The sequence below is a fragment of the Streptomyces sp. WAC 04229 genome, from assembly GCF_003947455.1.
Lineage (GTDB): Bacteria > Actinomycetota > Actinomycetes > Streptomycetales > Streptomycetaceae > Streptomyces.
Genome location: NZ_QHJH01000198.1, coordinates 1 through 13,174, shown reverse-complemented (window position 1 = coordinate 13,174; position 13,174 = coordinate 1). Strand labels below are relative to the sequence as shown.

The following is a 13,174-nucleotide window of genomic DNA, read 5'->3' as shown; positions in this document are numbered from 1 at the left end:
GCGCTCGAGGACTGGATCAAGAACTGGAACGAGCAAGCCCGGCCCTTCAAGTGGACCAAGACCGCAGACCAGATCATCGACCGCATCTGCCGCTACTGCGACAGGATCTCCGGACCGGGACACTAGGCGGGGCCCGCCACCACCGACACCGTCTTCGGCAGCGACACGCCGGAGCCGTCGCGGCGCGGGTCGATGTCCGGGAGCTGGGCCGGTGTGCCGTTCTTCTGGGCGGCCAATGCCGGGGTCGGGCCCGCCCAGGCGAAGGCCAGGCAGTCCTCGCCCTTCAGGAACCGCTGGCAGCGCACGCCACCCGTGGCCCGCCCCTTGCGGGGGTACTGGTCGAACGGCGTGAGCTTGGCCGTGGTCTGCACGGAGTCGTCCAGGGTGCCGCGCGAACCGGCCACCGTGAAGACCACCCCGTCCACGGCCGGGTCCACCGCCGTGAAGGAGATGACCTTGGCTCCGTCGGTGAGCTTGATGCCCGCCACACCGCCCGCCGGTCGGCCCTGCGCGCGCACCTGCGAGGCCGGGTAGCGCAGGAGCTGCGCGTCGTCCGTGATGAAGACCAGGTCCTCGTCACCGGTGCGCAACTCGACGCCGCCGACGATGCGGTCGCCCTCCTTGAGGGTGATGACCTCCAACTCGTCCTTGTGGGACGGGTAGTCGGGCACCACCCGCTTGACCACACCCTGCTCCGTGCCGAGTGCCAGGCCCGGTGAGGACTCGTCCAGAGTGGTCAGGCAGACGACCGTCTCGTCGTCCTCCAGGGACACGAACTCGGCCAGCGGCGCGCCGCCCGCCAGGTTCGGCGAGGGCATGGACTCGGGGAGCTGGGGCAGGTCCACGACGTTCACCCGCAGCAGACGCCCGGCGGACGTCACCACGCCGACCTCGCCGCGCGCGGTGGCCGCCACGGCCGAGACGACCAGGTCGTGCTTGACGCGCTTGGCACCGGCCTCCGTGACCAGGGGATCGGCGTTCGCGGTGCGGGCCAGCAGGCCCGTCGAGGAGAGCAGCACCCGGCACGGGTCGTCCGCCACCTGGAGCGGCACGGCGGCGACCGGGACGCCGCCCGACTCCAGCAGCGTCGTACGGCGGTCGGTGCCGAACTTCTTGGCGACCGCCGCCAGTTCGGCGGAGACCAGCTTGCGCAGCTCCGCGTCCGAGTCGAGGATCCGGGACAGCTCCTCGATCTCCGCGTTCAGCCGCTCCTTCTCGGACTCCAGCTCGATGCGGTCGTACTTGGTGAGGCGGCGCAGCGGCGTGTCCAGGATGTACTGCGTCTGCACGTCGCTCAGCGAGAACTGCTCCATCAGGCGCTGCTTGGCCTGCGCGGAGTTCTCGCTGGAGCGGATGAGGCGGATGACCTCGTCGATGTCGACCAGCGCGGTGAGCAGGCCCTCCACCAGGTGCAGGCGGTCGCGCTTCTTGCCCCGGCGGAACTCGCTTCGGCGCCGTACGACGTTGAAGCGGTGGTCGAGATAGACCTCCAGCAGCTCCTTGAGGCCCAGGGTGAGGGGCTGGCCGTCGACCAGGGCGACGTTGTTGATGCCGAAGGACTCCTCCATCGGCGTCAGCTTGTAGAGCTGCTCCAGGACGGCCTCGGGCACGAAGCCGTTCTTGATCTCGATGACCAGGCGCAGTCCGTGCTCGCGGTCGGTGAGGTCCTTGACGTCCGCGATGCCCTGGAGCTTCTTCGAGCCCACCAGGTCCTTGATCTTCGCGATGACCTTCTCCGGACCGACCGCGAAGGGCAGCTCGGTGACGACGAGGCCCTTGCGCCGGGCCGTCACGGTCTCCACGGACACCGTCGCGCGGATCTTGAAGGTGCCGCGGCCGGTCTCGTACGCGTCCCGGATGCCGGGCAGGCCCACGATCCGGCCGCCGGTGGGCAGGTCGGGGCCCGGCACGTGCTTCATCAGGGCGTCGAGATCGGCGTTCGGGTGCCGGATCAGGTGCCGGGCGGCGGCGATGACCTCGCGCAGATTGTGCGGCGGCATGTTCGTCGCCATGCCGACCGCGATGCCGGAGGCGCCGTTGACCAGCAGGTTCGGGAAGGCGGCGGGCAGGGCCACGGGCTCCCGCTCCTGGCCGTCGTAGTTGGGGCCGAAGTCGACGGTGTCCTCGTCGATGGAGTCCGTCATCAGGCTGGTGGCCTCGGCCATCCGGCACTCGGTGTACCGCATGGCGGCCGGCGGGTCGTCGTTGCCCAGGGAGCCGAAGTTGCCGTGGCCGTCCACCAGGGGGACGCGCATCGAGAAGGACTGGGCCATGCGCACCAGCGCGTCGTAGATGGACGCGTCACCGTGCGGGTGCAGCTTGCCCATGACCTCGCCGACGACGCGGGCGCACTTCACGTAGCCGCGCTCGGGCCTGAGGCCCATCTCGCTCATCTGGTACACGATCCGGCGGTGCACCGGCTTGAGGCCGTCGCGGGCGTCCGGCAGTGCACGGGAGTAGATGACCGAGTACGCGTACTCGAGGAAGGAGCCCTGCATCTCGTCGACGACGTCGATGTCGAGGATCTTCTCCTCGTACGAGTCGTCGGGCGGCGGGGTCTTCGTACTACGGCGGGCCATCGCTGCCGGCTCCTTGCTGAAGCGTGAACGGTGATCTGACGCCGTCCATTGTGGACTGCGGCACTGACAGCCACCGACCAGGACCCGTCACGGGCTGCCCGGCCCGGCGCTGCCCGCAGGGTACGCCCTCCTCCCGCGCCTTCGTCCCCGGCGGGCCGCCAACCCGTTCTCGCTCTCGGCGTAGGAGGCCCGGGAACTCCACCGGCGGCCCGCACGCTTGCATACAGTGGCAGGATCGGCGGAATTCCGCAGTTCCGCCCAATGATCCACCCAGTGATTCCACCAAGGATTCCGCGATCGAAGGGACGTACATGCCCATGGGTCACACGGCCACAGCCCAGGCAGACTCCGGCGGCCTGACAGCGACCGAGCACCGCCTGGCCAACGGCCTGCGCGTGGTGCTCTCCGAGGACCACCTGACCCCGGTCGCTGCGGTGTGCCTCTGGTACGACGTCGGTTCCCGCCACGAGGTCAAGGGACGTACCGGCCTGGCTCACCTTTTCGAGCACCTCATGTTCCAGGGCTCCGCCCAGGTCAAGGGCAACGGCCACTTCGAGCTGGTGCAGGGCGCCGGCGGCTCGCTCAACGGCACCACCAGCTTCGAGCGGACCAACTACTTCGAGACCATGCCCGCCCACCAGCTGGAGCTCGCCCTCTGGCTGGAGGCCGACCGCATGGGCTCCCTGCTGTCCGCCCTCGACGAAGAGTCGATGGAGAACCAGCGGGACGTCGTCAAGAACGAGCGCCGCCAGCGCTACGACAACGTCCCCTACGGCACGGCCTTCGAGAAGCTGACCGCCCTCGCCTACCCGGAGGGCCACCCCTACCACCACACGCCGATCGGCTCCATGGCCGACCTGGACGCGGCCACCCTGGAGGACGCCCGCGCGTTCTTCCGCACGTACTACGCGCCGAACAACGCGGTGCTGTCGGTCGTCGGCGACATCGACCCCGAGCAGACGCTGGCCTGGATCGAGAAGTACTTCGGTTCCATCGCCTCGCACGACGGCAAGCAGGCCCCGCGGGACGGCTCGCTGCCCGACGTCATGGGCGGCCAGCTGCGCGAGGTCGTCGAGGAGGAGGTCCCGGCCCGCGCCCTGATGGCGGCCTACCGCCTCCCGGAGGACGGCACGCGCGCGAGCGACGCGGCCGACCTGGCGCTCACCGTCCTGGGCGGCGGCGAGTCCTCCCGCCTGTACAACCGGCTGGTGCGGCGCGACCGCACGGCCGTCGCCGCCGGGTTCGGCCTGCTGAGGCTCGCCGGGGCGCCCTCCCTGGGGTGGCTGGACGTGAAGACGTCCGGTGACGTCGAGGTGCCGGTCATCGAGGCCGCCATCGACGAGGAGCTGGCCCGGTTCGCCGAGGAGGGCCCCACCGCCGAGGAGATGGAGCGCGCCCAGGCCCAGCTGGAGCGCGAGTGGCTGGACCGGCTGGGCACGGTCGCCGGCCGCGCCGACGAACTGTGCCGGTACGCCGTGCTGTTCGGCGACCCGCAGCTCGCCCTCACCGCCGTGCAGCGGGTGCTCGAGGTGACGGCGGCGGAGGTCCAGGAGGTCGCCAAGGCCCGCCTGCGCCCCGACAACCGCGCGGTGCTCGTCTACGAGCCGACCGCCCCCACCGACGAGAACGCCGCCGAGAACGACGCCACCGACGAGAACGAGGAGGCGGCCAAGTGACCGACCTCGCCACTATGGACTTCCACGCCCAGCCGCAGGCCGGCGAGCCCAAGCCGTGGGCGTTCCCCGCGCCCGGCCGAGGCAGCCTCGACAACGGGCTGACGGTACTGCGCTGCCACCGCCCCGGCCAGCAGGTCGTCGCCGTCGAGGTGCTCCTCGACGCACCCCTGGACGCCGAGCCGGCCGGCCTCGACGGTGTCGCCACGATCATGGCGCGCGCCTTCTCCGAGGGCACCGACAAGCACTCCGCCGAGGAGTTCGCCGCCGAGCTGGAGCGCTGCGGTGCCACCCTCGACGCGCACGCCGACCACCCCGGCGTCCGGCTCAGCCTGGAGGTGCCCGCCTCGCGCCTCGCCAAGGCGCTCGGCCTCGTCGCCGACGCCCTGAGGGCACCCGCCTTCGCGGACAGCGAGGTCGAACGGCTGGTCCGCAACCGCCTCGACGAGATCCCGCACGAGCTGGCCAACCCGGCCCGCCGCGCGGCCAAGGAGCTCTCCAAGGAGCTGTTCCCGGCCGGGAGCCGCATGTCGCGCCCGCGCCAGGGCACCGAGGAGACGGTCGAGGCCATCGACTCCGGCTCCGTACGCGCCTTCTACGAGAGGCACGTCCGCCCCGCCACGGCCACCGCCGTGGTCGTCGGCGACCTCACCGGCCTCGACCTGGACGCGCTGCTGGGCGACACCCTGGGCGCGTGGACCGGCTCCGCCGCCGAGCCCCGTCCCGTGCCGCCGGTGACCGCCGACGACCGGGGCCGCGTCGTCATCGTGGACCGTCCGGGCGCCGTCCAGACGCAGCTGCTGATCGGCCGCACCGGATCCGACCGGCACGACCGCGTGTGGCCGGCGCAGGTGCTCGGCACCTACTGCCTCGGCGGCACCCTCACCTCCCGCCTGGACCGCGTCCTGCGCGAGGAGAAGGGCTACACCTACGGCGTACGGGCGTTCGGGCAGGTGCTGCGGTCCGCGCCGGACGGCACCGGCGCCGCCATGCTCGCCATCAGCGGCTCCGTCGACACCCCGAACACCGGTCCCGCCCTGGAGGACCTGTGGACGGTGCTGCGCAAGCTCGCCGCGGAGGGGCTCACCGACGCCGAGCGCGACGTGGCCGTGCAGAACCTGGTGGGTGTGGCGCCGCTGAAGTACGAGACCGCCGCGGCCGTGGCGAGCACCCTGGCCGACCAGGTCGAGCAGCACCTGCCCGACGACTACCAGGCGACGCTCTACCGTCAACTGGCCGCCACGGGCACCGTGGAGGCCACGGCGGCGGTCGTGAACGCCTTCCCGGTCGACCGGCTGGTGACCGTCCTCGTCGGTGACGCCGCGCAGATCAAGGAGCCCGTCGAGGCCCTCGGTATCGGCGAAGTCACCGTGGTGGCCGCCGAGTAGCGGCACGCGCGGAGTGCGGCCCCGGTGACCGGAGTGTCACCGGGGCCGCCGTTTGTCCGAATTGAGGGAGAGGCTGCACGTCTGCCCTGTGGCATGCGCTACAAAAACGCTGTTGCGTTTGAGGATTGAACACAGCCGCGTTTAGCGTCGTCCGGGCTGTTCGTCAGGCAGTGCGCCGCACCCGCGGCACCGGACAGCCATCGCCGAGTCCCCGTACGGCGCGAGCCAGGGGAGCCGGGGACCCACCGTAGTCCCTGGGGTGAATCGGACGCCCGCGCGCAGCGAGGGGGTCCGTAGGAGACCTTCCACCTCCGAACCCGTCAGCTAACCCGGTAGGCGAGAGGGAAGGAAAGGACCAGCCTCTACATGGCGTTCACGCGCGCCACCGGGAAGCACCGGCGTCCCAGCAGGATGCATCGCAGTACCGCCCGCGCGGCGGGTGTCGCGGCCCTCGCCACCACCGGCGTCGTCGGCACCCTCGCGGCCCCGGCGCTCGCCGCCGAGCCCGAGGTGGAGCGGAGCGGACTCACCCCGGTCATCACCATCGGCGACTCCCTGGCCGAGGAGATCGACGCCCAGGCCCACGCACAGCGGCAGGCCGCCGCGGACGCCGCCGCCCGTGAGGCGGCCCAGGAGGCCGCGCGCGAGCGGGCCGCCGAGGCGGCCAAGGAGGCACGCGAGGCCAAGGAGCGCGCCGCGCGGGAGGCGGAGCGCAAGCGCCTCAACACCTTCGTCCCGCCGATCACCTCGTCCTACGTCTCCACCGCGTACCAGGCCGGCAGCTCCCTGTGGTCCTCCGGCAGCCACACCGGCATCGACTTCCACGCCTCCAGCGGCACGACCGTGCACGCGGTCGGCGTCGGCACCGTCGTCGAGGCCGGCTGGGGCGGGGCGTACGGCAACCAGGTCGTGATCAAGATGCACGACGGCACGTACACGCAGTACGGACACCTGTCGTCCATCGGCGTCTCCGTCGGCCAGTCGGTCGACCCCGGCCAGCAGATCGGCCTCTCCGGCGCCACCGGCAACGTCACCGGGCCCCACCTGCACTTCGAGGCCCGTACGAGTCCCGAGTACGGCTCGGACATGGACCCCGTCGCCTACCTCCGCTCCCACGGCGTGAACGTCTGACGGCGGACCCCGCGACACCACCTGAAAGCCCCGGCCGTCCGAGCCGGGGCTTTCGGTTTTCCTCGGCAAGCAGCCGTCCGTCGTAGGCCAAAAAACATCCATGAAATCCGCTCCGCCGTCGGAATATCCTCTTGATTGGCCTAGAGTCGCTGGAAACGTCAATCGTCGACGTTTCACGGGGATTAAGACGGAGGTCGGTCATGCGTATTCCGGCGCATTCGGTGTGCACCGCGATCCGGGACGACATCGTCGCCGGTGTCCACGCGCGCGGGGGCCGGCTCACCGAGGAACTCCTCGCCCGCCGCTACGGCGTCTCCCGCGTCCCCGTCCGCGAGGCCCTGCGCACACTGGAGGCCGAGGGCTTCGTGGTGACCCGGCGGCACGCGGGCGCGTGCGTCGCGGAACCGACCGAACAGGAGGCCGCCGACCTGCTGGAGACCCGTACGCTCCTGGAGCCCCTCGGCGCCGCCCGTGCCGCCCGCCGCCGGACCGACGCCCACCTCAAGGTGTTGCGCGGCCTGGTCCGCCTGGGGCAGGAACGGGCCAGGCAGGGCAGCGGCGAGGATCTGCGCTCCCTGGGCGGCTGGTTCCACGAGACCCTGGCCCAGGCCGCCGGCAGCCCCTCCCTGACGGCGCTGCTGACCCAGCTGCGCCACAAGATCGCCTGGATGTACGACGTGGAGGCGCCGGCCGGCCCGGTGGAGTACTGGGCCGAGCACGGCGCGATCCTCGACGCGGTGGCCCGGGGCGACGGCGACCGCGCGCGGGCGCTCATGGCGCTGCACGCCGAGCGGTCGGCACCGGGGCACCGCCTGCGATTCGCCTCCGGCGGCCCCGGGACGGAGCGTGTGAGGAACTCGCAACGTCCCGTAAACACGGCGAGCCTGCGGCATTAACACGGGTCCCGTATACAAAGAGGAGGGAATTCGGAGGGCCTTTTTCGGCTGCCCGTATTCCTAGTGGCGGGCGGGAATACGGGCCAGCGAAATGGTGCGGAAAAGGGCATCCGCTCGGGCAACGGCGCTGTGAGAAGCGAGCGGAGCCGTCAGCGGCTGCCGAAGGCGGGCAGGGTGAGCGCCGAATGGGCCGGGCGGGGCACCGGTGCGGGCATGGCGCCGAGGCCGCGCAGCCGGTCGTTGCGCTGCTCCAGGGCGCGCGCGGTGGTCGGAAAGAGGGTGGCGCCGCCCTGGCCGACCAGGTTCTGGTTCCGGGTCACGAAGTCACGGGTGCCGTGTTCGTAGGCGGCGAAGCCCGCGGCGTGGTCCAGGTCGGCCAGGGAACCGGCCAGCATGTAGGCGCCGACGAGGGCGAGGCTGGTGCCCTGACCGGTGAGGAACGAGGGCGCGTACGCGGCGTCGCCCACCAGCGCGACCCTGCCGCTGGACCAGCGGGGCATGCGGATCTGTCCGACCGCGTCGAAGAACACGTCGTCCGCGTAGTGGAGGGCGGCCAGGATGCCCGGGATCTCCCAGCCGGCGTCGGCGAAGACCTCGGCGAGCAGGTCACGTTGGGCGTCCGGGCGGCCGAAGGCGTCGAAGGACGGCTCCGGCCGGGCGAAGTTCAGGAAGGCGTGCACTTCGTCGTCGTCCCCCACGGCGTAGAGGGCGGCGGCCCTGCCCGGGGTGTTCCACATGACCGTCTCGTGGGAGAGGCCGAACGTGTTGCGCATGGTGAACACGGCGAAGCAGTAGCCGAGGTACCGGCGGAACCGCTCCTCGGGACCGAAGACCATCTCTCGGGTACGTGAGTGCATGCCGTCCGCGCCGAACACCAGGTCGAAGGTACGGCTGCCGCCACCGCGGAAGGTGACGTCCACCCCGTGCCCGGACTGGTCGAGGGTGTCGACGGAGTCGTTGAAGAGGAACTCCACGTCGTCCCGGACCGTCGTGTACAGCGCCTCCGTCAGATCTCCGCGGCGTATCTCCAGGTCCCGTCCCGCGACACCGCCGGTGACGGCGTGCGGGTGGAGCGAGGCCACCTCGCCGCCGTCCCCGTCCCGGAAGGTGATGCGGCGCAGGTCGATGTGCGCGTCCCGCAACCGCGGCAGGATCCCCATCCTCTCCACGACGTCGAGTGCGGTGCCGCGTACGTCGACGGGGTAGCCGCCGCTGCGCAGCGTGCCGGCCTTCTCCACCACGGTGACCTCGAATCCGTGGCGGTCGAGCCAGAAGGCCAGGGCGGCACCGGCGATGCCGGCCCCGGAGATCAGGACCTTGGGCCCCGGTGCGGTGCGGATCATGCCTTGACTCCTTTGCTCATGGTGCGGGTGACGAACAGGGCCAGCGACACGACGACGCCGGCGATGACGAATCCGGTCACGTAGGCCGATTCGGCCGCGACCTTCGACCCGGAAGGGGTTCCGGCGGTGAGGAGCGCCCCGCCCAGCTGCCCGCCGACGGCGGAGCCGACCACGCGGCTCACCAGGATCAGACTGGTCGCGATGCCGGTGTCGCCCTTGTCGACGGCGGCGGCGGTGCTGGTCATCATCGCCGTCACGCACAGGCCGTTGGCCAGCGCGATCAGCACCTTTCCGACGACCAGGTGCCACACCTCGGTGTGCACGGCCGCCACGGCGAGCAGACCGGCGGTCATCATGACGACGCCGGTGTTGACCACGGCACGCGAGCCGAAACGCCGGTCCCCGATCCCGCCGAGCGGCCCCGCCAGGGTCGCGGCGATGGCGCCGGGCAGCAGGAAGAAGCCGATCTCGGTGGCGCCGGCCCCGAATCCGTACCCGTCGCCCCGCTCGTCGAGCAGTTGCGGGATCAGATAGACCGCCATCGTGGCACCGAGGCAGATCACGAACGTGAGCACGCACGCCTTCCATATCGCGGGCCGTGCCAGCATGCGCAGGTCGATCATCGGTGCCGCCGCGCGCCGTTCCACCCTCACCCATCCGGTGACGAACGCGGCCAGAACCAGTACGAGGGCGACGAGCGGGAGCGGCTGCGAACCGGCTTCGGGCGCCAGCGCGAGGACGAGCATGAGGGTGACCAGCATCCCGCTCAGCAGCAGCAGGCCGGGCCAGTCGATCCCGGAGTCGTCCGACCGGCCCGGTGGATCCGTCGGCATCAGCCGGTTCACGAGCAGGGTGGCGCCGATGACCGCGAGGGTCGGGAGCGCGAACATCCAGTGCCGGGAGAGCTGCTCCGCCACCGGACCGGCCGACAGCATGCCGACCATCGACCCGCCGACGAAGAGTCCGCTGACCACACCGATGGCCACCTTGGACTCCCCGGCGGGGAGGTGTTTGCGGACCACAATGAACGACAGGGGCAGCGCGCCGATCATGGCTCCCTGCAGCACCTGGCCGACCAGCAGCACGGGCAGGTTCGGGGCCAGGGCGGACACCGTGCCGCCGACCGAGACCACTGCCATCAGCCGGATCAGGATCTTCTTCCCGCCGTAGCGGTCGCCGAACTTGCCCGCCAACGGGGTGATGAGCGCACCGGTGATGAGGAGGATGATGCTGAGCAGCGCCCCCTCGGACTGGCTCATGTCCAGTTCGCGTTCCAGGAGCGGGATGGTCGGTGCCACCACCGACTCCAGGGCGCCGGTGGACAGCGCCAGTATGCCGAGGGCCCCGACAGCGGACTTCCCGATGGGGACCGGGGGAGCCAGGGTTGTGGTCATGGGCGTCCTTTCCGTCATGGCCGGGTGAGGGCCGTTGACGGAGGACAGAGTGGGTGGACGGCCACAGGGCGGGCGTCATACCCGGGAGCCAATGTGTGCGTGATACCGCGGTAGGGGGTGCGGGCGGGACGAGGCGGTCGGCCGGCGCGGGACAGGCCCGTCTCCCGCAGCAGGGCCCGGATCTCCCCCGGATCGAAGATCACATTGCTGGGGAAGAGGGCGTACACAAGCGGCGCGTCCGGGCCGCCCGGTCATGACGACGACGGCCCGCACAGCCCCCGGCCGGGGGCTGTGCGGGCTGTCGTCACGCGTGCTGCCGTCCGTCAGACGGTCTCGGGAAGCTCCTCGAGCCCCTCGGCGACCAGCTTCGCCAGCCGGTCCAGGGCGATGTCCGCGCCCTCGGCGTCGGAGGCGAGGACGATCTCCTCGCCGCCCTGCGCGCCGAGGCCGAGGACGGCCAGCATGGAGGCCGCGTTGACGGGGGACCCGTCGGCCTTGGCGATCGTCACCGGGACGCCTGTGGCCGTGGCGGCTCGGACGAAGATGGAGGCGGGGCGGGCGTGGAGACCCTCGGCCCAGCCGACGTTGACGCGGCGCTCAGCCATGTGATGCTGCCCTTCAGGTGTTCAGAGGGTTGAGGTTGTCTAGACCAGTGTTGTCTAGACCAGTTTCCCACATCGTGAAGCGTGCCGGGACGGCCCTGTGCCGTCCCGTGTGGCGCCCGGACCGCGGCCTCGGTCCGAGCTCTGCCGTCCTCGTGTACCCCACAGACTGCCCCGCGCCGTTGTCGTACGCGAGCCGTACTCTGGGGCCCATGCAGACCTCGTCGGACCGGCACGAGTACCCCGCCCACTGGGAAGCCGACGTGGTGCTGCGCGACGGCGGCACCGCGCGCGTCCGCCCCATCACCGTTGATGACGCCGAGCGCCTGGTCAGCTTCTACGAGCAGGTCTCCGACGAGTCGAAGTACTACCGCTTCTTCGCGCCGTACCCTCGCCTGTCCGCCAAGGACGTCCACCGCTTCACCCACCACGACTTTGTGGACCGGGTGGGACTCGCGGCCACCATCGGCGGCGAGTTCATCGCCACCGTACGCTACGACCGGATCGGCCCCACCGGAACACCTGCTTCAGCACCGGCCGAGGAGGCCGAGGTCGCCTTCCTCGTCCAGGACGCCCACCAGGGCCGAGGCGTCGCCTCCGCGCTCCTGGAGCACATCGCCGCCGTCGCCCGCGAGCGCGGGATCCGCCGCTTCGCGGCCGAGGTGCTGCCCGCCAACACCAAGATGATCAAGGTGTTCATGGATGCCGGGTACACCCAGAAGCGCAGCTTCGAGGACGGCGTGGTCCGCCTCGAGTTCGATCTCGAACCCACCGACCGCTCCCTCGCCGTGCAGTACGCGCGCGAGCACCGCGCGGAGGCCCGCTCCGTCCAGCGCCTGCTCCAGCCGCGTTCGGTGGCCGTCATCGGCACCGGCCGGACACCGGGCGGTGTCGGCCGCAGCGTCCTCGGCAACATCCGCGACGGGGGCTACACCGGCCGGCTCTACGCCGTGAACAGGTCGTTCGCCGACGACCTGAAGGATCTCGACGGAGTGGCCGCGCACCGTTCCGTACGCGCCGTCGACGGCCCCGTCGACCTCGCCGTGGTCACCGTCCCCGCCGAGCAGGTCCCCGAGGTCGTCGACGAGTGCGGCGAGCACGGGGTGCAGGGGCTGGTCGTGGTCTCCGCCGGATACGCCGACAGCGGCGCCGAAGGACGCGAACGCCAGCGGGCCCTCGTACGGCAGGCGCGCAGCTACGGCATGCGGATCATCGGCCCCAACGCCTTCGGGATCATCAACACCTCACCGGAGGTCCGGCTCAACGCCTCCCTCGCCCCCGAGATGCCGCGCCCCGGACGGATCGGCCTCTTCGCCCAGTCCGGCGCCATCGGCATCGCCCTCCTGTCCCGGCTGCACCGGCGCGGCGGGGGAGTCACCGGCGTCACGGGCGTGTCGACCTTCGTCTCCTCCGGCAACCGGGCCGACGTCTCCGGCAACGACGTCCTCCAGTACTGGTACGACGACCCGGAGACCGACGTCGCGCTGATGTACCTGGAGTCCATCGGCAACCCGCGCAAGTTCACCCGCCTGGCGCGCCGGACCGCGGCCGCCAAGCCGCTGGTCGTGGTGCAGGGCGCACGACACGGCGGCGTGGCTCCGCAGGGGCACGCCGTACGGGCGACCCGGCTGCCGCACGCCACGGTCTCCGCGCTGCTCCGCCAGGCCGGCGTCATCCGGGTCGACACGATCACCGACCTGGTGGACGCGGGGCTGCTGCTCGCCCGCCAGCCGCTGCCCGCCGGACCCAAGGTCGCCATCCTGGGGAACTCCGAATCACTGGGCCTCCTGACCTACGACGCCTGCCTCTCCGAGGGGCTGCGACCGCACCCTCCGCTGGACCTGACGACGGCGGCATCGCCGGTCGACTTCCACGCGGCGCTCTCCCGGGCGCTCGCCGACGACACCTGCGACGCGGTGGTGGTGACCGCCATCCCGACGGTGGGGGAGGGGCCGGCCGGGGATGCCGCGCTGGCGGAGGCCCTGCGGTCGGCGGCGGCCGCGGTGCCCGCCAAGCCGGTCCTCGTGGTCCACGTGGAACTGGGCGGTCTGGCGGAGGCCCTCTCGGCCGCGGCCAGCACCGCGCCTCAGGCGCCGCCACCCGCGGAGCCCCGGCGGCCGGCGCCCGCCGAGCCCGAAGCCACCCCGGCCCCGGAGCGCCCCGCGTCC

General features: G+C 71.5%; 9 protein-coding genes and 1 riboswitch. Of the genes, 5 read left to right on the top strand and 4 right to left on the bottom strand.

All coding sequences use genetic code 11. The annotated features are described in order from the left end of the window. Positions 1-122: 122 nt before the first annotated feature. Positions 123-2,579 (bottom strand): DNA topoisomerase (ATP-hydrolyzing) subunit A, encoded by a 2,457-nt coding sequence (locus tag DMH12_RS32225; protein ID WP_125494926.1) that lies wholly within the window; start codon positions 2,577-2,579, stop codon positions 123-125. A gap of 311 nt (positions 2,580-2,890) precedes the next feature. On the opposite strand from DMH12_RS32225, the gene DMH12_RS32220 reads away from it, so the two are divergent. The 4 genes from DMH12_RS32220 (at position 2,891) to DMH12_RS32205 (ending at position 7,667) form a co-directional block, all read left to right on the top strand. Beyond that, positions 2,891-4,255, top strand: a complete 1,365-nt coding sequence (locus DMH12_RS32220) for a pitrilysin family protein (RefSeq protein WP_125494925.1) — start codon at positions 2,891-2,893, stop codon at positions 4,253-4,255. Beyond that, a complete protein-coding gene (locus DMH12_RS32215) occupies positions 4,252-5,640 on the top strand; it encodes a pitrilysin family protein (protein ID WP_125494924.1) in 1,389 nt (462 codons plus the stop codon). Before DMH12_RS32220 ends, DMH12_RS32215 begins: the two co-directional genes overlap by 4 nt. Before the next feature lie 191 nt (positions 5,641-5,831). Then, positions 5,832-5,994, top strand: a riboswitch (cyclic di-AMP (ydaO/yuaA leader). A gap of 12 nt (positions 5,995-6,006) precedes the next feature. Then, positions 6,007-6,771, top strand: coding sequence for a M23 family metallopeptidase (locus DMH12_RS32210; RefSeq protein ID WP_125494923.1), 765 nt, complete (start codon positions 6,007-6,009; stop codon positions 6,769-6,771). Positions 6,772-6,971: 200 nt separating this feature from the next. Then, positions 6,972-7,667, top strand: a complete 696-nt coding sequence (locus DMH12_RS32205; protein ID WP_125494922.1) for a GntR family transcriptional regulator — start codon at positions 6,972-6,974, stop codon at positions 7,665-7,667. Positions 7,668-7,816: 149 nt separating this feature from the next. Here the strand turns inward: DMH12_RS32205 and DMH12_RS32200 are convergent, their stop codons facing one another. The 3 genes from DMH12_RS32200 to DMH12_RS32185 all read right to left on the bottom strand — a co-directional run bounded on the left by DMH12_RS32200 (position 7,817) and on the right by DMH12_RS32185 (position 11,009). Continuing rightward, a complete protein-coding gene (locus DMH12_RS32200; RefSeq protein WP_125494921.1) occupies positions 7,817-9,010 on the bottom strand; it encodes an FAD-dependent monooxygenase in 1,194 nt (397 codons plus the stop codon). Beyond that, complete coding sequence (locus DMH12_RS32195) at positions 9,007-10,404, bottom strand: MFS transporter (RefSeq protein ID WP_125494920.1); 1,398 nt, start codon at positions 10,402-10,404, stop codon at positions 9,007-9,009. Before DMH12_RS32195 ends, DMH12_RS32200 begins: the two co-directional genes overlap by 4 nt. A 323-nt stretch (positions 10,405-10,727) precedes the next feature. Further along, complete coding sequence (locus DMH12_RS32185) at positions 10,728-11,009, bottom strand: HPr family phosphocarrier protein (protein ID WP_122618470.1); 282 nt, start codon at positions 11,007-11,009, stop codon at positions 10,728-10,730. A 209-nt stretch (positions 11,010-11,218) separates the two neighbouring features. Between DMH12_RS32185 and DMH12_RS32175 the strand changes: the two genes are divergently transcribed. Next, the coding region (locus DMH12_RS32175; RefSeq protein ID WP_125494919.1) for a GNAT family N-acetyltransferase at positions 11,219-13,174 on the top strand (1,956 nt) is incomplete at its 3' end.